Below are 19,273 nucleotides of genomic sequence, written 5' to 3'. Positions count from 1 at the left end.
CGGGCGCGCGGAAGTTCACAAAGTTCACACCACGTGCGGATCGGAAACGCCCCGTCGCGTGCGCCGCGCGGGAACGAGCGGCGACAGGGCGGGCGCGGCGGCGATGCGGCATGGCGGCGACCATACCGCGGGCGGGGGCGTGTAGGACAGCGCGGCGCGCCGCGTTCCCGGGCGAAGGCGGAAGCGCCGCCGGCCGATCGACCGACGACGTTTCGCGTCGCCCGGCCGGACGCGGTTACCCGACCCGCACCGTCGCGACGACCGGACGGCGACGCCGCACGGCAGCGCCGACCATGCCGAAGCCGAGGAGCATCATCGCCCAGGTGGCGGGTTCGGGCACCGCCGCCGGCACGCCCGAAATGCGGACGCCGATCGACCTGCTGGGATCGTAGATACTGTTCCAGCCTTGGCCCGGTTTCCAGTACGCCGCCACGGACAGCGGGTTGGGAGCACCACGCGACATCATGCCGGAGCCGGAATTCGCGAACGACACCCAATAGTCGCCGGCATCCAGCATCCAGTTCAGATTGCTCAGGCCCTGAAACGATGTACCCTGCGTCGCGGCGACCGTACCCGAATACAGGACGCTGCCAGGGAGGTTGCCGCCCCGGTTGATCGCGATCGTGAGGATCCCCGAACTGCGAAAGGAACGTATGTATCCCTGAATGTCGGTCAGCATGGTGGCGGACGTCAGCGAGAAGCGCCCGGCAAGCGACTGGTCGCTATCGAGCGCTGACCCGGTGTATGTCTGGGTCGGCGTTCCGGTATCGACGATCGTCGCCGCCTGCGCCGGCGCGGCGATGGACAGGGTCGCGGCGAGCGCGACGGGCATGAGCTTCATGATATGTCTCCTGAAGGATCGAGCGGGTCGGGTCAGGCGATGCGGATCGTCGCGCGCGTCGTCGTCGCGCGACGCCGCACGGCAGCGCCGACCATGCCGAAGCCGAGAAGCATCATCGCCCAGGTGGCGGATTCGGGGACGGCCGCCGCCACGCCCGACATGCGGACGCCGATCGGACTGGCGCTTCCGTCCTGGGGAACCCAGATCCCCTTGGGATGCCATGCATCCACTGTCCAATAGGCCCCTTGCGCCAGCGGCTGCGGTGCGCCGGAAACCATGAAACTGTAGCCGGAACTCGCAAACGATACCCAATAGTCTCCCGCATCCAGCATCCAGTCCAGACCGCTCAGGCCCTGGAACGATGGTGCCGTCGCCGAAGTGACCGTGCCCGAATAGAGGACGTCGCCAGGAGTGTCGGTCCCCCGGCTGATCGCGATCGTGAGGATTTCCGTATTGGTGGACGATCCGATGTAACCCTGGATGTCGGTCAACACGGTGGCCGACATCAGCGAGAAGCGCCCGGCGAGCTTCTGCTTGGGGTTGAGCGCGATCGTGTACCCTCCGCCGGTCGGCGTTCCGGTATCGACGATCGTCGCCGCCTGCGCGGGCGCGGCGATGGACAGGGTCGCGGCCAGCGCGACGGGCATGAGCTTCATGATATATCTCCTGAAGGATCGAACGGGTTCGTGTCAGGCGATGCGGACCGTCGTGGGGGTGGCCGCCGCGCGACGTCGCATCGCCCCGCCGACCACGCCGAAGCCGAGGAGCATCATCGCCCAGGTGGCGGGTTCGGGCACCGCCGCGGCGGTCGGCGTCAGCAGAAAGGCGCGCTTCTGGCCGGCGGCGTTGCTGCCATAACCCACGATCTGGCCGCTGGCGTTGATGCCGCGCGCCTCGGCGAGGGTGAAGCCCGCCGCCGTGTCGATCAGGTCGTTCAGGTCCTGCATGCCGGCGGTGGCGCTCCACAGGAACGCGTGGGTGCCGGTCGCCGCGTCGCTGTTGCCCACGATCTGGCCGGCGTCGTTGATGCCGCTGGCAAAGCTGTAGTCGCGTCCGCCGGGCAGGTCGCCCAGGTCCTGCATCCCCGTGGTGGCGCTCCACAGGAACGCGCGGGTGCCGGTCGCCGCGTCGCTGGAACCCACCACCTGGCCGGCGCCGTTGATGCCGGTGGCAGCGCTGTAATCGCGTCCGCCGGGCAGGTCGTCCAGCTTCTGCATGCCCGCGGTGGCGCTCCACAGGAACGCGCGGTTGCCCGTCGCCGCGGCGCTGGTGCCCACCACCTGGCCGGCGTCGTTGATGCCGGTGGCATAGCTGCGATCGTCCCCGCCGGGCAGGTCGTCCAGCTTCTGCATGCCCGTGGCGGCGCTCCACAGGAACGCGCGGGTGCCCGTCGCCGTGCTGCTGTACCCCACGATCTGGCCAGCGTCGTTGATGCCGTTGGCAATGCTGTAATCGCCCCCGCCCGGCAGGTCGCCCAGGTCCCGCATCCCCGTGGCGGCGCTCCACAGGAACCCGCGGCTGCCGGTCGCCGCGCTGCTGGTACCCACCACCTGGCCGGCGTCGTTGATGCCCGTGGCGGAGCTGGCGTCATATCCGCCGGGCAGGTCGCCCAGGTCCCGCATGCCCGTGGCGGCGCTCCACAGGAACGCGCGGTAGCCCGTCGCCGCGCTGCTGAACCCCACCACCTGGCCGGCGTCGTTGATGCCGGTGGCAATGCTGACGGCGGACCCGCCGGGCAGGTCGCCCAGGTCGGTCACGATGTAGCTCGCCGCGCTGGCCGGCGCGGCGGCGAGCAGGGTCGCGGCCAGCGCGACGGGCATGAACCTCATGATATTTCCCCCCGAATGTGTTGCTTCATCGACCCCCGACGCGGGGGACGGTCTTGTGCGGCGATGGCCGGTTTTCGGACGCGGCGCGGTCAGTCGCCCTGAAGCGCGCGCTGCACCAGCACGGTGTCGACATATTGGACGAAGCGCACGATCCGGCCGCCCCGCAGCGTCCAGGCATGGACGAACGGCGCGCGGAACGCCTTGCCGGTGGCCTTGTACGTGCCGCTGTAATGGCCGAGCGCGATCACGTCGTCGCCCTCGCCGACATAGCGGTCGGGGATCGCCTGATAGCCGTCCCATTCGGTCGCCAGCCGGATGAACACGCCGTCGACGATCGCCTGCGGCCCGTGGAAGGTGCCGGCATAGGGATAGCCCTCCGCCTCGGTCCAGGCGATGTCGGGCGCCATGTCGGCGAGGATCGCGGGCATGTCGCCCGCCGCGAAGCCGGCGTACAGCGCCTTGATGATGTCGATGTTGGTCATGGCCAATCTCTCCACGTGATGGGACGCGCGATCGCCATCGGCCCGCGCGACGGACCGATGGCGATCAGGTCAGGAGAACGAGACGCCGACGTGCTGACGACGACGGCGCGCGGCAGCGCCGACCATGCCGAAGCCGAGGATCATCATCGCCCAGGTGGCGGGTTCGGGAACGGCCGAGGTCAAATCCGTGCTGACAAGTTTTACGCTACCAGAATTATAGATTTTGCCCGAAGATGTGGAATAGCTGATTGACGAGGGTCTTGCGGACGCTGTCGATGCGCCGAATATCAAAAAAGCAAGGTCGTTCTTGGCGCTACTTACTTCGGCGGCAGCCGGGCTAACATTGGTTCCAATCAATAGGAGATCATTTAGAGATCTGTATGCATACTTTAAATCGTGATCGGGTAAATCAGAAATAACGCTAAATCCGTTGCGTGTGCTTTCAATGTCTTTCGAATTATCGAAGGATATGTTGATTGCGATGTTGAGCGTGGAAAGTGGCCCGGAAGAATAAAATCCGGTCACCACAAAGCTTCTTTCGATTAATGCCGCGTTCGCGGGCGCGCTAAGCATCAGCGCTGCGGCAGATGCCATCGTAGAAAGCTGCTTTATCATGTAATCCCCCGAAGAATTTCAAGAAAGGCTAGGACCGGCGATGCGGTGTCAACATCGGCGGCCTTGCCTGATGCCAGCACCGCAGCAGCAGGAATGTCTTCATGTCCGCCCCCCTTGATGCAGCTGATACGGTTCACGCCCGTCCGCGGGCGCATCGGCAAGATGATCGCCAGCAGGTACGCCGCATCCTTAACGGCGAGCGCACGGCGGTGTCATTTGGCCATTCGTCCGGCGCGACGGGATATTCGTTCAATCGTCCTGTCGCGAGACGCGCGCGGGATCGCGTCCGCCGCCGGACTGGACGAAATGCCTGTCGGCTGGACGGATTGCCTCATGCATGATGCACATCAGCCGCCTATGATGGCGCGATGACGTCGCCCAAACCGGACCAGTACCGGCCCTGGCGGGCCAAGCGCTTCGAGGCGGCCGAGGTCGACAGCACCCAGGCGACGCCCGGTGTGCGCGATTACCTGGAGGAGACCTTCCTCTATCGCCGCACCCCGCCGGTCTGTTTCGACGGCGGGCCGGTGAACACGACGATGCGCTGGTTCGTCGGATCGACGGCGGCGTTCCTCCATTCGATGTCGCGCAACGCCGGCGAGACCGGGCGGCGCAAGGAGGATGACGACGCCGACAGCATGGACGGATTGCTGGCCTGTTTCATCACCCATGGCCGGATGGAGGTGGAAACCGACGGCCGGCTGCTGCGGCTGCGCGACGGCGACGTGTTCATGCTCGACACGGCGGTGCCGCATGTGATGCGCGACTATCCCGCGCATGTCGTGGCGATCTTCGTGCCGCGCCCCGCCGTCGTCGCGGCGGTGGACGCGGCGCGGCTGCGCGGGATCGCGGGACAGGTGTTCACCGACAGCGAGCTGGCCGAGCTGTTCGGCCTGCAGGTGCGCTATATGGTCGGCGCGCTGGGGTCGGTCTCGCCGGCGACGTTCGACGTGGCGCTGACCACCACCGCCGACGTCGCGCTCGCGATGATCCGCCAGACCGGGCCGAGCGTGGCGGAGGCGAAATCGCACCTGGTCGCGCGCGTGAAGACGCTGGTCGCCGCCACGGGCAGCGACCCGGAACTGACCACCGCCCGGATCGCCACCATGCTGAACGTGTCGCGCAGCAGCCTCTACACCGCCTTCGCCGGCCAGGGCATGACCGTGGCGGCATATCTGCGCGACCACCGGCTGCGCACCTTCCTGCAATTGCTGCGCAGCACGCCCGACGCGCCGATCCAGGAACTGGCGCGCGGCGCCGGCTTCGGGGGCAGCGCGTCGGACTTCACCAAGCTGTTCCGGCGCATCTACGGCACGTCGCCGTCCGAGATGCGGCTGGCGCTGCTGAAGGAAGCGACCGTCCGCGCGGACTGAGCGGCGGGCAGCGGTCCGTCAGCGAAATGTAAGCGGAGCGCGCCACGATCGATCGCGGTCGCCGCCGCCCTCGCGGCGCCGATCGCCACGGGAGAATGTCGTGCTGTTCGCTCTTGCCTTGGTACTAGCGGCGCCATCCGCTCCTTCATCGTCCGCCCATCCCGCGCCGGCCTGCGCGGCGTCGGACATCGTCGCGATGACGCCCGGCGACACCCTGCAATCGCTCGACGATTTCAGGGCGCGGCTGTCGGCGCCCGATCGCCGGCGTCTGGACCGGGCGCTGCCGCGCGCCGCGGACGGCGGCATCGCATCGTGCGACGCCGCCGAGGGCAGCCGCGCGTCGTGCGAAGCCGCCGCCTATATGCCCGCGCTGCGCCGCACCGGATTGATGCCGCGCTTCCTGGCGGGCATCTGTCCGGCGCAGCGCGCGGTGTCGCGGCGCTGAGCGTCACGCCAGCACGAACGTCCCCGCCAGCCCCTCGGCCTCGGCGGACGGCGCGACCCAGACGCGGAAGGCGCCGGGCTCGACGGTCGGGCGCAGGTCGCGGCCGGTGAACAGCAGGTCGTCGCGGGTCAGCGTGAACGTCACCGTCTGACGCGCGCCGGGGGCCAGCGCGACGCGGGTGAAGCCCTTCAGCAGCCGCACCGGCTGCGTCACGCTGGCCGCGACGTCGTGGACGTAGAGCTGCACCACCTCCACCGCCGCGCGGGGGCCGGTGTTGGCGACGGTCGCGCGCACCGTCAGCGTCTCGCCCGCGCGCAGCGTCTTCGCGCTGAGCTCCAGCCCCGAATAAGCGATCTCGCCATAGGTCAGGCCGTGGCCGAACGGGAACAAGGCGCTGTTGGGCACCTCGCGATAATGCGCCTTGAACGGTTGCGGCGCGCCCGGTGGGTTGGGGCGGCCGGTGCTGCGGTGCGCGTAATAATAGGGCACCTGGCCCGCCGCGCGCGGGAAGGACACCGGCAGCCGCGCCGAGGGCGAGACCGCGCCGAACAGCACGTCGGCGATCGCCGGCCCGTCCTGTGACCCCAGGAACCACGTCACCAGGATCGCGCGCGCATCGACCACCGCGCCCGACAGCGCCAGCGCGCGCCCGGTGCGCAGCAGCACGACCATTGGCGTGCCGGTCGCGGCGACCGCCTCGGCCAGCGCCTGTTGCGCGGGGAGCACGACGATCGCGGTGCGCGACTGCGCCTCGCCCGACATGTCCTGCGTCTCGCCGATCGCCAGCACCACCACGTCGGCCGCGCGCGCCGCCGCGACCGCGCGCGCCATGTCGCTGCCGTCGTCGATCGTCACGGCCGCCGGATCGGTGACGGTCGCGCGCACCGCCGTCGCCAGGTCGACCGCCTCGCGATCGGTGCCATAGACGTTCCACGGGCCGATCAGGTCATGGCCGCCGCCCGCGAACGGACCGATCAGCGCGATGCGCTTGCCGCTGCGCGGCAAAGGCAGCAGCCGCTGCTCGTTCTTCAGCATCACGATCGAACGCGCGCCCGCCTCGCGCGCCAGCGCCAGCATCTCGGGCGTGCGGATGCGCGCCTTTTCGCGCGCCGGATCGATGCGGCGGAACGGATCGTCGAACAGCCCCAGCGCGACCTTCAGCGCCAGCACGCGCCGCACCGCCTGGTCGAGCCGCGCCATCGGCACCTCGCCCTTTTCGACCAGATCGGGCAGGTATTTCAGGTAGAAGCCGCTCTGCATCGACATGTCGACCCCGGCGAGGAAGGCGAGCTTCGTCGCGTCGCGCGCATCCGCCGCCAGCCCGTGCGCGATCAGTTCCTCGTCGCCGGTATAGTCGGAGACGACCAGCCCGCCGAACCCCCATTCGCGGCGCAGCACGGTGTCGAGCAGCCACGGATTGGCGGTAGCCGGAATCCCCGACAGGTCGTTGAACGACGCCATCACGGTCGGCGCGCCGGCCGCGAACGCCGCCTGGAACGGCGGGAAATAGACGTCGCGCAACGTGCGCTCGGACACGTCGACGCTGTTATAGTCCAGCCCGCCCTCGCCCGCGCCATAGGCGACGAAATGCTTGGCGCAGGCCGCGACCGCATCCGGCGCGTCGATGCCGCGCGGCCCCTGGAAGCCCTGTACCCGCGCCTCGGCGATGCGGCGGCCGAGCAGCACGTCCTCGCCCGCGCCCTCCACGCCGCGCCCCCAGCGCGCGTCGCGCGCGATGTCGACCATCGGCGCGAAGGTCCAGTCGATCCCCGATGCCGACGCCTCGATCGCGGCGGCGCGCGCGGTGCGGCGGACCAGTTCGGGGTCGAAGCTCGCCGCCTCGGCCAGCGGCACCGGGAAGACGGTGCGCAGGCCGTGGATGACGTCGGCCGCGAACAGCAGCGGGATCTTCAGCCGCGAGCGGCGCACCGCCTCGGTCTGCATCCGCCGCGCCATTTCCGCGCCATTGCCGTTGAACACGCCGGTCAGCTCGCCGCGCCGCGTCGCGCGCAGCTGCGCGTCGAAGTTGGAGGCCGAGCCGGCCGGGTTCAGCGTCACCGCCGCGCCGCCCGCCCAGGCGGCGGCCATCAGCGTCAGCTGCCCGGCCTTCTCGACGACGGTCATCCGCGCGATCAACGCCTCCACCTGCGGCGGCAGCGCGGTCGTGGCGGCGTTCGCCAGCAGCGCGCGCGCCGGGCTGGCCGCCCAGGCCACCGCCGCGCCCGCGCCCGCCAGCCATGCCCGCCGCGAAATGCCCTGTCCGTTCACTGTGTCCACTCCCTTTCCTGTCCTGTCCTGTCCTGTCGCGACGGGCAGCGCGGCGACCCCCGGCGGGGTTCCCGTGCGGTGCCGTGGCGGTCGTTCCCGTGGGTCCGCTTACGCCTGCGGACAGCGCGATGGCGAGGGGCGTGTTCCCATGGTGTCGTCAGCGGCTTGCCGATAAGGACGCATGCCGCGTCGATATTCCCGAACGAATGCAAGTCGTCGTTGAACAGACCAGGCGCGTTGTCCTGTCTTCTCCATGGCCGATCCGGTGGTTGCCGGCGGTTGCGTGAATGTTGGTTGCCCGCGTTGGTACGCTTCGCCATATCCCGCGACGGCGGCAATTGCGCCGTCCTCTAGGGAAGAAGCAGATGACGTTTGCACAAATCTGCCTGTTTCTTGGCGTGCTGTTCGCCTTCGCGACCTTGATTCTCAAGGTCGTCGAGGTGTCCCGCTCCAAGTAGGCACGGGCGGGGGTCGGGCTGGCACCCGGCCCCCAAACGATTGACCCCCGGCCACTGGCATGGCCGGGGGTCCGATCTCACAAGGCGTTAGCCTTCTGACGTTTGCAGACGGCGATATATTCCTGTCTGGAACAAAATTCAACCAAAAGCCGGATCGAAGGCCGGGACAAGGTCGGGATGAGAAGCCGGACCATACAGCCAGGCAAGATCCCAACCTGTCTGTCCCTTCGGCTTGCCACCCAGCCGGCCAACCGCCTCGCGGCTCTTGCGGCCCGTGCGGTTGACCTTCGGGTGAGTGCTGACGCCGCCTCATCCGTCGGCCCTCCATGACACCTCCATGAAGCGACCGTTACGATACGGGATCAATGTTGTTCCTCGCGCGTTGGGGACAGCCTTCGGCTGGGCGGCGCGGGTCGTGCGGGCGGGGGCGACAAAAGAACAGGCAGGGACGGAACATCATGACAAAGCGGGCTTTCCGGCTGGCACTGGCCGGTGCGACGATGCTGGCGGGTGTCGGCGCGGGCATGACGTGGAGCGCGCCGGCCACGGCGCAGGTCGGGCAGGCGTCGCTGCGCGGCAAGATCACCTCGACGCCGGACAATCCGGTGCAGGAGGTCGCGCTGGTCGAGGTCAACACCGGCTTCCGCCGCACCACCGCGCTGGGCGCGGACGGCAGCTACAATTTCGCGTCGGTCGGCGCCGGATCGTACCGGCTGGAGATCAAGACGCAGAAGGGCGCGCGCCGGTCCGACACGTTCACGCTGCAGGTCGGGCAGAATGCCGGGCTGGACATCGACCTGACCACCACCATGGCCCCCGCACAGCCGCCCGCGACCGATGCGGCCGAGGGCGAGACGGCGGGCGCGGACACCGCGCCGCCGGCCGGGGGCGAGGCGGGCGACATCATCGTCACCGCCAACCGCATCCGGCAATTGTCGGGCGGTACGGTCGGGATCACCGTCACGCAGCGGCTGATCGAGCAATTGCCGCAGAACAACCGCAACTTCCTGGCCTTCGCCGATCTGGCGCCGGGCGTCCGGCTGGTCGAACAGGGCGCCGACGGGCAGGTCGCGATCCAGGGCGGCGCGCAGCGATCGAACAGCGTCAACGTGTTCATCGACGGCATCAGCCAGAAGGATTACGTCCTCAAGAACGGCATCACCGGGCAGGATTCCACCCCCGGCAATCCGTTCCCGCAGCTGGCGATCGGCGAATATCAGGTGCTGTCGTCGAACTATAAGGCCGAATTCGACCAGGTCAGCTCGGTCGCGATCGTCGCGGGCACGAAGTCGGGCACCAACGAATTCCACGGCGAGGGCTTCTTCGACTATACCGATCAGTCGCTGCGCGACCTGCGCCCGACCGAGATCTTCCCGGCGAAGATCGCCAAGGTGCGGACCGAGGACAAGCAGTTCGGCATCGCGCTGGGCGGCCCGATCATCAAGGATGTCGCGCATTTCTTCGGCAGCTACGAAGGCAAGCGGCAGCAACGCCCGGTCGACGTGAACCCCAATAACGGCGTGCCGATCAGCAGCCTGCCGTCGCAATATCAGCCGCTGTTCGGCGCGTTCAACAACAACTTCAGGGAAGACCTGTATTTCGGCAAGATCGACGTCGAGCCGACCGACGCCGACCTGATCGAGCTGTCGGGCAAGTATCGCAACGAAAGCGGCTTCCAGCTCGGCAACGGCTTCAACACCGTGTCGACCGGCACCAACAACCGCGTGAAGGAATGGCGTGGCCTCGCGCGCTGGCAGCATACCGCCGACCGCTGGATCAACGACCTGCGCGTCGCCTATGAGGACGTCACCTGGTCGCCGACCCCGGCGACGTTCGGCAACGGCCAGCTGTTCCAGGCGACGCTGCGCAACGGCGGCAATGTCAACCGCTTCGACCTGTTCCGCACCGGCGCGGGCGGCAATTTCCAGGACAAGGGGCAGAAGGGCTGGACGATCCAGGACGATTTCACCTGGACCGGGTTCGAGGGGCATACGATCAAGGCCGGGTTCAAGACCCGCTTCATCAAGCTGCGCACCACCGAGCAGAATCTGCTCAACCCGCTGTTCACCTATGACGCCAATCTGTTCGGGCAGACGTCGTTCAACAACACGGTGCCGTACCGGCTGCAATTCGGCGCGCCGGGCGAATTCGGGACGCCGACCGTCAATTCGAACAACTTCCAGCTCGGCCTGTACATCCAGGACGATTGGGACGTGTCGAGCCGGCTGACGCTGAACCTGGGCGTGCGCTGGGATTACGAGCGGACGCCGGCGTTCCTCGATTTCGTGACGCCGCAGTCGAACCTGGATGCGGTGTCGGCGGCCAATTATCCGAACCTGGCGCGCGCCGATTACAATATCGCCGACTATCTCTCGACCGGGCGCAACCGGAAGGCGTTCACCGGCGCGTTCCAGCCGCGTATCGGCTTCACCTACAAGCTCGACGAGGACGGGCGGTTCACGGTGTTCGGCGGCTATGGCCGGTCGTACGACCGCAACCAGTTCGACTTCCTGCAACAGGAGCTGAGCTTCGGCGCGTTCCCGACCCGCACCTTCCAGTTCCGCAACGCCAACAGCATCGCGGCCGAGGATTGCACCACCAATCCGTCGTCGACGTGCATCGACTGGGATCCGGTCTATCTGACGCCCGAGGGGCGGCAGCGGCTGCTGGGCGGCGCGACGGGCGGCGGGCGGGAATTGCGCTTCATCAACAACGACCTGAAGGTGCCCTATTCGGACCAGTTCAGCCTGGGCCTGCGCACCCGGGTCGAGCGCGTGCAGCTGGAGGCGGGCTATCAGCATGTCAGCAGCCGCAACGGCTTCGCGTGGCTGCTGGGCAATCGCCGCACCGACGGCACGTTCTTCTACGACGATCCCAACAGCACCACCGACACGCCGGGCGCGCCGTTCGGCTTCTCGCCGCAGGGCTATGGCGCGATCATCCTGGGCACCAACGGGCTGGAGACGAACGCCGACAGCGCGTATTTCAAGGTGACGAAGAACTATACGGCGGACTCGCCGTGGAGCCTGGACGCGACCTACACCTTCACCGAAGCGGAGGAAAACCGGCAGTTCGGCGAGAATTTCTCGCTCGATTACGCGCAGATCGGCGATTATCCGTTCCGCCGCTCGGCCGGCGTGCCGCGCCATCGCTTCGTGACGGCGGGCAGCGTCGACACGCCGCTGGGCATCACGCTGTCGGCGAAGTTCCAGATCGAGAGCCCGCTGTACCAGGTCGCGTTCCTCGATACGTCGCAACCGTTCCGCCGCGACGTGGTGGGATCGTTCCGGCGCGCGAACGGCGGGCGCTGGGGCCGGCGCCAGCTCGACTTCGCGGCGACCAAGTACATCCCGCTCAAGTTCATCGGCGAGGAGACGCGGCTGCGCTTCCGCGTCGACATCATCAACCTGATGAACGACCGCAATTACGTCGAGTTCAACAACAACCCGCTCGACGACAGCCGCACCGACGGCACGCCGAGCGTCTATCGCGAAATCTCGTCGTACAGCATCGGCGGCAACCCGCCGCGCACGATCAAGCTGTCGGCGGGGTTCAATTTCTGAGGATGGCGGCTTGCCCGTCATCCCGGCCTGCGCCGGAGTTACGGGTGGGTAGGGACACCCTCTCCCCCACGCCTGGCTGTCGCCGGGGCGGGGAGGGGGGCGGGCCATGCCTTCCTTCGTCATCCCGGCGCAGGCCGGGATCCAGCCGTCCGCGTGCGCATGCGGGCGTGGTGAGCGCGGCACCATGGACCCCGGCCTGCGCCGGGGTGACGGGTGGGGAGGGGCACTCCTCTCCACCCACGCCTGCCACCCCGGCGGACGCCGGGGTCCAGTGGCGAGCGGCGCGAGGGATACGGAAACGTCCCCCGCCTGGGCCCCGGCTTTCGCCGGGGCGGGAAGGGGGGAGCGGGCCGTCGCGTCCTTCGTCATCCCGGCGCAGGCCGGGGGCCAGAGCCACAAGCGCGGCGCTGCCCGGTGTCTGGACCCCGGCCCGCGCCGGGGTGACGGGTGGGGAGGGGCACCCCTCTCCACCCACGCCTGCCACCCCGGCGGACGCCGGGGTCCAGTGGCGGGCGGCGCGAGGGATACGGAAACGTCCCCCAACTGGGCCCCGGCTTTCGCCGGGGCGGGAAGGGGGGAGCGGGCCGTCGCGTCCTTCGTCATCCCGGCGCAGGCCGGGATCCACCCGTCCGCGTGCGCATGCGGGCGTGGTGTGTGCGGCACCATGGACCCCGGCCTGCGCCGGGGTGACGGGCAGGGGTGGGGGGCGGCTCTCATGCTTCCAACCCCGACGTCCGCCGGCCTGACGGCAGAGACGATGACGGCGTTAGGACGTGACGGACGGTGGAGCGTGACGAAGGGACCGATGACCATATGACGTTCGACCGCCGCGATCTCCTCCGCACCGCCGCGCTGGGCGGGGCGGGGTGGCTGGCCGGGTGTACCGCCGGGCCGTTCGCGCCGCCGCAGGTGCCGCGGCTCGCCTTTCCGGGCGTGCTGCCCGCGATCGGGACCACGCCGGCCAGCGCCAGCGACCCGTTGATGGACGATATCCAGCGCCGCACGGTCAGCTTCTTCTGGAACACCACCGACCAGACGACCGGCCTGGCGCCCGATCGCTGGCCGACGCCCAGCTTCGCCTCGATCGCGGCGGTCGGCTTCGCGCTGACCACCTATCCGATCGCGGCGACGCGCGGCTGGATCACGCGCGCAGCCGCCGCGCAGCGCACGCTGGCCACGCTGCGCTTCTTCGCCGATGCGCCGCAGGGGCCGGCGAAGGAGGGGATGAGCGGCTACAAGGGCTTCTTCTACCATTTCCTGGGTACGACGAAGGGGCATCGCTTCGCGCGCACCGAGCTGTCGACGATCGACACCGCGCTGCTGCTGGGCGGGGTGCTGTTCGCGCAGACGTGGTTCGACGACGCCGACGATCCGGCTGAAAAGGAGATCCGCGCGCTCGCCGATCAACTGTACCGCGCGGTCGAATGGGACTGGATCACCCCGCGCAAGCCGTTCGTGTCGATGGGCTGGCATCCCGAAAGCGGCTTCATCGGCTCCGACTGGAACATCTATAACGAAAGCCTGATCCTGTACGTGCTGGCGCTGGGGTCGCCCACCCATGCGCTGCCGCCGACCACCTGGGACGAATGGACCGCGAAGTTCGACCCGTCGTGGGACGAGAAATACGACAATCCCTTCACCGCCTTCCCGCCGCTGTTCGGGCATCAGTACAGCCAGGTGTGGATCGATTTCCGCGGCCTGATGGACACGTACTCCAAACGGCGCGGGTTCGATTATTTCGAGAACAGCCGCCGCGCCACCTATGCGCAGCGCCGCTATGCGATCACCAATCCCGGGCGCTGGCGCGGTTATGGCGAGAACGTCTGGGGGCTGACCGCGTGCGACGGGCCGGGCGATTTCGTGCGCGAGATCGACGGGCGCAACCGCGAGTTCTTCTCCTATTCCGCGCGCGGCCCCGGCGACCGCGACGACGGGACGATCGCGCCGACCGCCGCACTGGGATCGGTCGCGTTCGCGCCGGAGATCGTGCTGCCCGCCGCGCGCGCGATGTATTCGCAGTACGGCACCGCGATCTATGACCGCTACGGCTTTCGCGACAGCTTCAACCCGACGCTGACGCTGACCGACGTAAAGTTGCAGCATGGCCGCGTGGTGCCCGGCATCGGCTGGGTCGCGACCGATTTCCTGGGGATCGACCAGGGACCGATCGCGTGCATGATCGAGAACTGGCGCAGCGGATTGATCTGGAAGACGATGCGCCGGAACCCCTATATCCGTGCCGGGCTGGAACGCGCCGGGTTCACCGGCGGGTGGCTGTCGCCCGGAGAGGGAGGGACGTCATGATGTCCGACGAGGCGACGGGCCCGTCGATGACGCCGCGCATGTCGCTGGATGTCGAGCCGGCGCGCGATCTGGTCCGCATCACGCTGGCGGGCTTCTTCGCGCCCGGCGATATCGCGCGCTTCGTCGCGGCGCGCGATGCCGCCCATCGCGAGCTGCGCTGCGCCCCCAACCAGCATCTGACATTGGTCGATATCCGCGCGATGCACATCCAGGCGCAGGACAGCGTGGACGGCTTTCGCGCCGTGCTCGCCAATCCGGACACCGTGTCGCGCCGGATCGCGTTCGTGGTCGCGCGGTCGCTGGCGCGGTTGCAGATCAAGCGCGCGGCATCCGGGCGCGACGCCGGCTATTTCACGACGATCGAGGATGCCGAGGCGTGGCTGTTCGAGCGCTGACCCGCGCCGCCTGAACCGGGCGGACGGCGCGGACGCGGCGACGGCCGCCCCGCGTCATGGTTCGCTCCCGCCGATCCTCACCGCGCCCGGGCCCGGCCAGCGCCGATCGCCTGAACATGGATGTGCGGCCGTTTCATGTGCCCCGCCCGACCGGCATCCGGCGCCGGTCGTCAGGCGCGCGGACGCGGCTGTCGGATCGCCGCGGCGTGACCGCCGAATCGGTATGGGCGGCACCGCAATGTCGTTGCACCGCAGCATGGGCGCGACACAATGTATCATCGTTTCCTCAGGATGGTAAATATTGCAACAATATAACTTTATCCGATGAGCGTTACCCGGAATGGCGATCTAACTTGTATTAAAGTCTGATGAACAATTGCGGTCAACGACGACGCTTCATAGCCTCATCCCAGCTCGAGCAACGTATCCACCTTACTGCCGTCGTGCAGGATGACGTGGGCGCCAGGTGACGCGCGGCCATGCGGCCGGGCGTCGTCATGCTCGCCTCGCCCCGGCATGACGGCCCTTGATCGGAGCCTCGGGACGCAATGACCTCTTCCACCTACGGCAGCCGGACCACCGCTGCCTCCCTGACCGACCAGATCCTGTCCGATCGTTCGGACGGCGTCGACACGCGATATGGCGCGGCCACGCAGCCGCTGCCGGCCAGCTTCGTCGATCTGTCCGCCGTCCCGTTCGGAGCGGCGGGCACCGCACGCCTCGCGGATTTCCGCGCGGCACCGGCCTTTGGCGCATCGGACGGATATGTCGCGGCGCTGCAGCCGCTGTCGGGCAACATGGCCTTTTCCGGCGCCGCGCTGTTCGGGCCGCCGGTCATCGGCCCGATCGCCAAGCCGGGCGGCGGCTTCGCCGGCTATGACGTGTCGACCGGCAAGACGGTGAAGACCGCGTTCCAGACCTATGAGATCGCGGGCGTCGCCGACCCCGTCACCGCCGACCAATGGCATCTGACGCGGCTGGGCGACCTGAATGCGGTGTGGAAGGACTATACCGGCAAGGACGTGCATGTCGGCGTGTACGACAGCGGCGTTCAATATGCGCACTGGGATCTGGCCGCCAATTACGATGCCTCGCGCGAGGTCGTCATCGACGGCGCGCGGATCGACGGCAATTTCGTGGCGGATTCCGGCCCGCACGGTACGGCGGTCGCCGGGCTGATCGCGGCGGCACGGAACGGTGAGGGCGGCGTCGGCATCTCCTACGATGCCACGATCACCGGCGTGAACATCTTCGATCCCGCCTCGCCGGTGTTCGTCAACGGCTCCAATGCCGATGCGTTCTTCGAGGCGATCCGCCAGTCCGACCGCTACGACGTGACCAACCACAGCTGGGGCGGGCGCGGCTCGCTCTCGACCGCCAACTCGCGGCTGACCGAGGGATCGTTCGGTTACAGGATGATCGACGCGCTGTCGAACGGCACCGCCAACGGGCGCGACGGGCTGGGGACGATCCACGTCGCCGCGGCGGGCAACGACACGCTCGACGGACAGTTCGACAGCTGGAAGACCGACCGCCACGTCGTCGCGGTCGGCTCCTATCGCGAGTCCGACGGCCTTTCGTCCTATTACACCTCGTCGGGCGCGCACCTGCTCGTCTCGGCCCCGTCGAACGATTTTGCCGTGATCGGCGGCACCGGGCAGGTCACGGTCGATCTGCTGGGCACCGACGGCTACAACACCAATGCCGATCCGTCGGGCGCATCGGACTATACCAACGGTTTCGGCGGCACGTCGGGCGCGACCCCGGTGGTCAGCGGCGTCGTCAGCCTGATCCTGGATGCCAACGAGAATCTCGGCTGGCGCGACGTACGGAACATCCTGGCCTATTCCGCCAAGCTGCCGGTCGCGTTCGACACCGGCAAGGCGGCCGTCGATTACCAGGGACGGCCGATCTATCTGAACAGCACCACGTTCGGGCTGGCCGGGCAGGACGCCAACTGGAACGGCGGCGCGGCGCATTACAGCCGCGAATATGGCTATGGCGCGGTCGATGCCTATAATGCGGTGCGCCTGGCCGAGGTCTGGTCGCTGTTCGGCGCGCCCAAGACCAGCGCCAACGAAGCCAGCCTCTCGACCGGCCCGATCGCGGTCAACATGTCGGTCCCGACCCAGGGCGCCAACACCGCCCAGACGCTGCTGAGCGACTTCCTCGGCACCCCGGCGTCGTTCAAGTTCAACGTCACCGAAGCGCTCGATGTCGAGCATCTCGACCTGACCGTGAACTTCCGTCTGGAGACAACGGAAGAGGGTGTGAATTACGACCTGTCGATGTTCGGGACGAAGCTGAAGCTGATCGCCCCGGACGGGACCAGTGCCTATATCGACACGTACGAAAACGTGAACGGCTTCTTCGCCGGTTCCGTCGAGGTCGTGAAGGGCGCACAGGAATTCACCTTCGGCCTGTCGGGTTTCCGTGGCGTCGACATGCTCGGCACCTGGACGCTGCAGTTCGAACAGCCCGACGACATCTTCAAATATGGTGGCTCGCTGACCATCAACTCGCTGAAGCTCGACGCCTATGGCAGCGAACTCGGCCAGGACGACGTGTTCACCTACACCAACGAGTTCTTCACGATGGCGGCGATCGCCGGTGAGGCGGGGCGCAAGGTGCTGACCGACGCCGATGGCGGCACGGACTGGATCAACGCCGCGGCGGTCGGCAAGGACGTGGTGATCTCGCTGTCGGAAAACACGACCTCGACGTTCGGTGGCGTGGCGGCGTTCAAGATCGCCAAGGGCACGCAGATCGAGAACGCGGTGTCGGGCGACGGCAACGACACGCTGTTCGGCAATGCGCTGGCCAACGAACTGCGCGGGATGCGGGGCAACGACACGCTGGTGGGCGGCGCGGGCAACGACCGGCTGTACGGCGGGGCCGGCGCCGACACGCTGAACGGCGGGACGGGCGTGGACCTGCTCGACGGCGGCGCGGGCAACGACACCTATATCGTCGACGATGCCGGCGACCTCGTGGTCGAGGCGGCGAACGCCGGCACCGACACCGTCTATGCCAGCATCAACTACACGCTGGCCGCACAGGTGGAGAACCTGTACCTGACCGGCGGCGCACGGATCGGCACCGGCAACGGTCTGGCCAACACCATCTACGGCACCAGCTTCGCCGACACGCTGTACGGGATGGACGGCAACGACACGCTGCGCGGCGGGCTCGGCAACGACCGGCTGTATGGCGGATCGGGGCGCGACACGCTGCTGGGTCACGAGGGCAACGACACGCTCGACGGCGGCACCGGCGCGGACACGATGGAAGGCGGCGCGGGCAACGACAGCTATTACGTCGACAACGCCGGCGACCAGATCATCGAGTATTTCCAGAACGGTAGCGGGGGTGTCGACAGCGTCTATGCCGGGATTTCCTGGACGCTGGGCGCGAACGTCGAGAACCTGTTCCTGACCGGCAGCGCCGGCCTGAACGCGACCGGCAACGCGCTGGCCAACACGCTGCGCGGCAACGCGGGCGCGAACGTGCTGAACGGCGGGGCGGGCAATGACGTGCTGATCGGGCTGGGCGGCAACGACACGCTGATCGGCGGGGCGGGGGCGGACACGTTCGTGTTCGACGCCGGCTTCGGGCAGGACACGATCGCCGATTTCGGCGCGGGCGACGTGATCGACCTGTCCAGCTACCAGCTCGACGGCGCGCCGGCCGTCACGGACCTGGGCAACGACACGCTGATCGACCTGGGTGGCGGCAATACCATCCTGCTGGTCAACATCGACGCCGACCAGCTCAACTTCACCGGCAACGCCTTCGGCTTCGCCGGCTGATCCCGGCGCGGCGCGGCTCCTCGCTTGGACGCCGCGCCGAACCGGCCGCGGATCCCCGGAACGATCGTGCCGCGTCGTCGCTTGCGATGGCGCGGCACGGTTGCGGGCGGCGCCGGGGGACCGAAGCACGCGCGCCAGCATCCCCGGGCGCGATCCCGCGGTGCGTTGACGCCGACGCATCACGTGGTAGCGACAGGCGGTCCGGACGGACCGGCTGTTTACATAACACGACTTATCGGGAGCAGGCCCTTGCCGCCGCGCGGTGCAGCGGATAGCCCGCCCGCGCATGATCCGCCACGTGCTTCCCGCCCTGTCGATCGCGCTGGCCCTGGCCGGGTGCGGCGGTCGCTATCGTCCCGTCAGCGACGTGCCGGTGACGGTCGGGCGGCCCTATGTGGTGCGCGGCGTCACCTATGTCCCGGCCGCCGAGCCGGGCTATGACATGCTCGGCCGCGCGAGCTGGTATGGCGGCGAGAGCGGTGATCGCACCGCGCGCGGCGAGAAATTCCGTCCCGGCTGGATCACCGCCGCGCATGCCACGCTGCCGCTGCCCAGCTATGTCGAGGTCACGTCGCTGGACACCGGCCGCGTGATCGTGGTGCGCGTCAACGATCGCGGACCGTTCGCGCGCGGGCGGATCATCGATCTGTCGAAGGGCGCCGCCACGTTGCTGGGGCTGCGCGCGAACGGGCATGGCGCGGTGCGGGTGCGCGTGGTCAGCCCTGACGAGCGCGACCGCGAGCGGCTGCGCCACGGCAAGCCCGCCGCCCCGCGCCCCGACGCCGACCCCCGGACGCTGGCGGCGTTCCGCGCGCAACTGATCGCGGCGGGCGAGGCGCCATAGGCCGTGCCGCCGGCGCGCCGATCGATCGACGCGCCGGGGGGTGATCG

The 19,273-nt window shown here is 68.4% G+C and carries 13 protein-coding genes and 2 pseudogenes; 7 read left to right on the top strand and 8 right to left on the bottom strand.

The genetic code is table 11. The annotated features are described in order from the left end of the window. Positions 1–235: 235 nt before the first annotated feature. From NS334_RS01965 to NS334_RS18495, 7 genes and pseudogenes are all read right to left on the bottom strand, one after another. Positions 236–841 (bottom strand): PEPxxWA-CTERM sorting domain-containing protein, encoded by a 606-nt coding sequence (locus tag NS334_RS01965; RefSeq protein ID WP_058754303.1) that lies wholly within the window; start codon positions 839–841, stop codon positions 236–238. Between the two features lie 32 nt (positions 842–873). Next, a complete protein-coding gene (locus tag NS334_RS01960; RefSeq protein WP_058754302.1) occupies positions 874–1,497 on the bottom strand; it encodes a PEPxxWA-CTERM sorting domain-containing protein in 624 nt (207 codons plus the stop codon). 33 nt (positions 1,498–1,530) lie between these two features. After that, a pseudogene (locus tag NS334_RS19385) lies at positions 1,531–1,644 on the bottom strand (PEPxxWA-CTERM sorting domain-containing protein); the annotation flags it as partial. A gap of 18 nt (positions 1,645–1,662) precedes the next feature. Next, positions 1,663–2,661 (bottom strand): annotated as a pseudogene (locus NS334_RS01955) (hypothetical protein); the annotation flags it as partial. Between the two features lie 98 nt (positions 2,662–2,759). Then, complete coding sequence (locus NS334_RS01950) at positions 2,760–3,152, bottom strand: nuclear transport factor 2 family protein (RefSeq protein ID WP_058754300.1); 393 nt, start codon at positions 3,150–3,152, stop codon at positions 2,760–2,762. Between the two features lie 69 nt (positions 3,153–3,221). Next, positions 3,222–3,767, bottom strand: coding sequence for a PEPxxWA-CTERM sorting domain-containing protein (locus tag NS334_RS17565; protein ID WP_083500197.1), 546 nt, complete (start codon positions 3,765–3,767; stop codon positions 3,222–3,224). Next, positions 3,764–3,904: a hypothetical protein gene (locus NS334_RS18495; RefSeq protein WP_193752973.1), complete on the bottom strand. Its 141-nt coding sequence runs from the start codon at positions 3,902–3,904 to the stop codon at positions 3,764–3,766. The genes NS334_RS17565 and NS334_RS18495 overlap by 4 nt, the downstream gene beginning before the upstream one ends. A gap of 231 nt (positions 3,905–4,135) precedes the next feature. Here NS334_RS18495 and NS334_RS01945 point away from each other — a divergent pair, with 231 nt between their 5' ends. Together NS334_RS01945 and NS334_RS01940 are read left to right on the top strand one after the other, a co-directional pair. Further along, a complete protein-coding gene (locus NS334_RS01945) occupies positions 4,136–5,140 on the top strand; it encodes an AraC family transcriptional regulator (RefSeq protein ID WP_058754299.1) in 1,005 nt (334 codons plus the stop codon). 196 nt (positions 5,141–5,336) lie between these two features. Continuing rightward, positions 5,337–5,585 carry a hypothetical protein gene (locus NS334_RS01940; RefSeq protein ID WP_058754298.1) on the top strand — a complete coding sequence of 83 codons (249 nt, stop codon included), beginning with the start codon at positions 5,337–5,339 and terminating at the stop codon, positions 5,583–5,585. Positions 5,586–5,588: 3 nt separating this feature from the next. Here NS334_RS01940 and NS334_RS01935 read toward each other — a convergent pair whose 3' ends face one another. After that, entirely contained in the window at positions 5,589–7,853 is a 2,265-nt protein-coding gene (locus NS334_RS01935; protein WP_058754307.1) for a glycoside hydrolase family 3 N-terminal domain-containing protein, read from the bottom strand. A 916-nt stretch (positions 7,854–8,769) separates the two neighbouring features. On the opposite strand from NS334_RS01935, the gene NS334_RS01930 reads away from it, so the two are divergent. From NS334_RS01930 to NS334_RS01910, 5 genes are all read left to right on the top strand, one after another. Then, the gene (locus tag NS334_RS01930) at positions 8,770–11,874 is read left to right on the top strand and encodes a TonB-dependent receptor (protein WP_058754297.1); all 3,105 of its coding nucleotides are present in this window, start codon (positions 8,770–8,772) and stop codon (positions 11,872–11,874) included. Positions 11,875–12,687: 813 nt separating this feature from the next. Continuing rightward, on the top strand, positions 12,688–14,178 hold the full coding sequence (locus tag NS334_RS01925; RefSeq protein ID WP_058754306.1) for a glucoamylase family protein: 1,491 nt from the start codon (positions 12,688–12,690) through the stop codon (positions 14,176–14,178). Beyond that, entirely contained in the window at positions 14,175–14,573 is a 399-nt protein-coding gene (locus NS334_RS01920) for a hypothetical protein (RefSeq protein WP_058754296.1), read from the top strand. The genes NS334_RS01925 and NS334_RS01920 overlap by 4 nt, the downstream gene beginning before the upstream one ends. A gap of 548 nt (positions 14,574–15,121) precedes the next feature. Next, entirely contained in the window at positions 15,122–18,382 is a 3,261-nt protein-coding gene (locus tag NS334_RS01915) for a S8 family serine peptidase (protein ID WP_058754295.1), read from the top strand. Positions 18,383–18,668: 286 nt separating this feature from the next. Continuing rightward, positions 18,669–19,226: a septal ring lytic transglycosylase RlpA family protein gene (locus NS334_RS01910; protein WP_058754294.1), complete on the top strand. Its 558-nt coding sequence runs from the start codon at positions 18,669–18,671 to the stop codon at positions 19,224–19,226. The last annotated feature ends 47 nt before the right edge of the window (positions 19,227–19,273 follow it).

It is taken from the genome of Sphingomonas endophytica, from assembly GCF_001476895.1.
Classification (GTDB): Bacteria; Pseudomonadota; Alphaproteobacteria; order Sphingomonadales; family Sphingomonadaceae; genus Sphingomonas; species Sphingomonas endophytica_A.
Note: the sequence above shows the minus strand (reverse complement) of the source record. Positions and strands in the feature narration are given on the sequence as shown.

Bases quoted from the DNA above. Each gene is read 5' to 3' on its own strand.
- NS334_RS01915 (WP_058754295.1), top strand. From the start codon at position 15,122: ATGACCTCTTCCACCTACGGCAGCCGGACCACCGCTGCCTCCCTGACC.
- NS334_RS01965 (WP_058754303.1), bottom strand. From the start codon at position 841: ATGAAGCTCATGCCCGTCGCGCTCGCCGCGACCCTGTCCATCGCCGCG.
- NS334_RS17565 (WP_083500197.1), bottom strand. From the start codon at position 3,767: ATGATAAAGCAGCTTTCTACGATGGCATCTGCCGCAGCGCTGATGCTT.
- NS334_RS01950 (WP_058754300.1), bottom strand. From the start codon at position 3,152: ATGACCAACATCGACATCATCAAGGCGCTGTACGCCGGCTTCGCGGCG.
- NS334_RS01940 (WP_058754298.1), top strand. From the start codon at position 5,337: ATGACGCCCGGCGACACCCTGCAATCGCTCGACGATTTCAGGGCGCGG.
- NS334_RS01910 (WP_058754294.1), top strand. From the start codon at position 18,669: ATGATCCGCCACGTGCTTCCCGCCCTGTCGATCGCGCTGGCCCTGGCC.
- NS334_RS01960 (WP_058754302.1), bottom strand. From the start codon at position 1,497: ATGAAGCTCATGCCCGTCGCGCTGGCCGCGACCCTGTCCATCGCCGCG.
- NS334_RS01930 (WP_058754297.1), top strand. From the start codon at position 8,770: ATGACAAAGCGGGCTTTCCGGCTGGCACTGGCCGGTGCGACGATGCTG.
- NS334_RS01920 (WP_058754296.1), top strand. From the start codon at position 14,175: ATGATGTCCGACGAGGCGACGGGCCCGTCGATGACGCCGCGCATGTCG.
- NS334_RS01925 (WP_058754306.1), top strand. From the start codon at position 12,688: ATGACGTTCGACCGCCGCGATCTCCTCCGCACCGCCGCGCTGGGCGGG.
- NS334_RS01945 (WP_058754299.1), top strand. From the start codon at position 4,136: ATGACGTCGCCCAAACCGGACCAGTACCGGCCCTGGCGGGCCAAGCGC.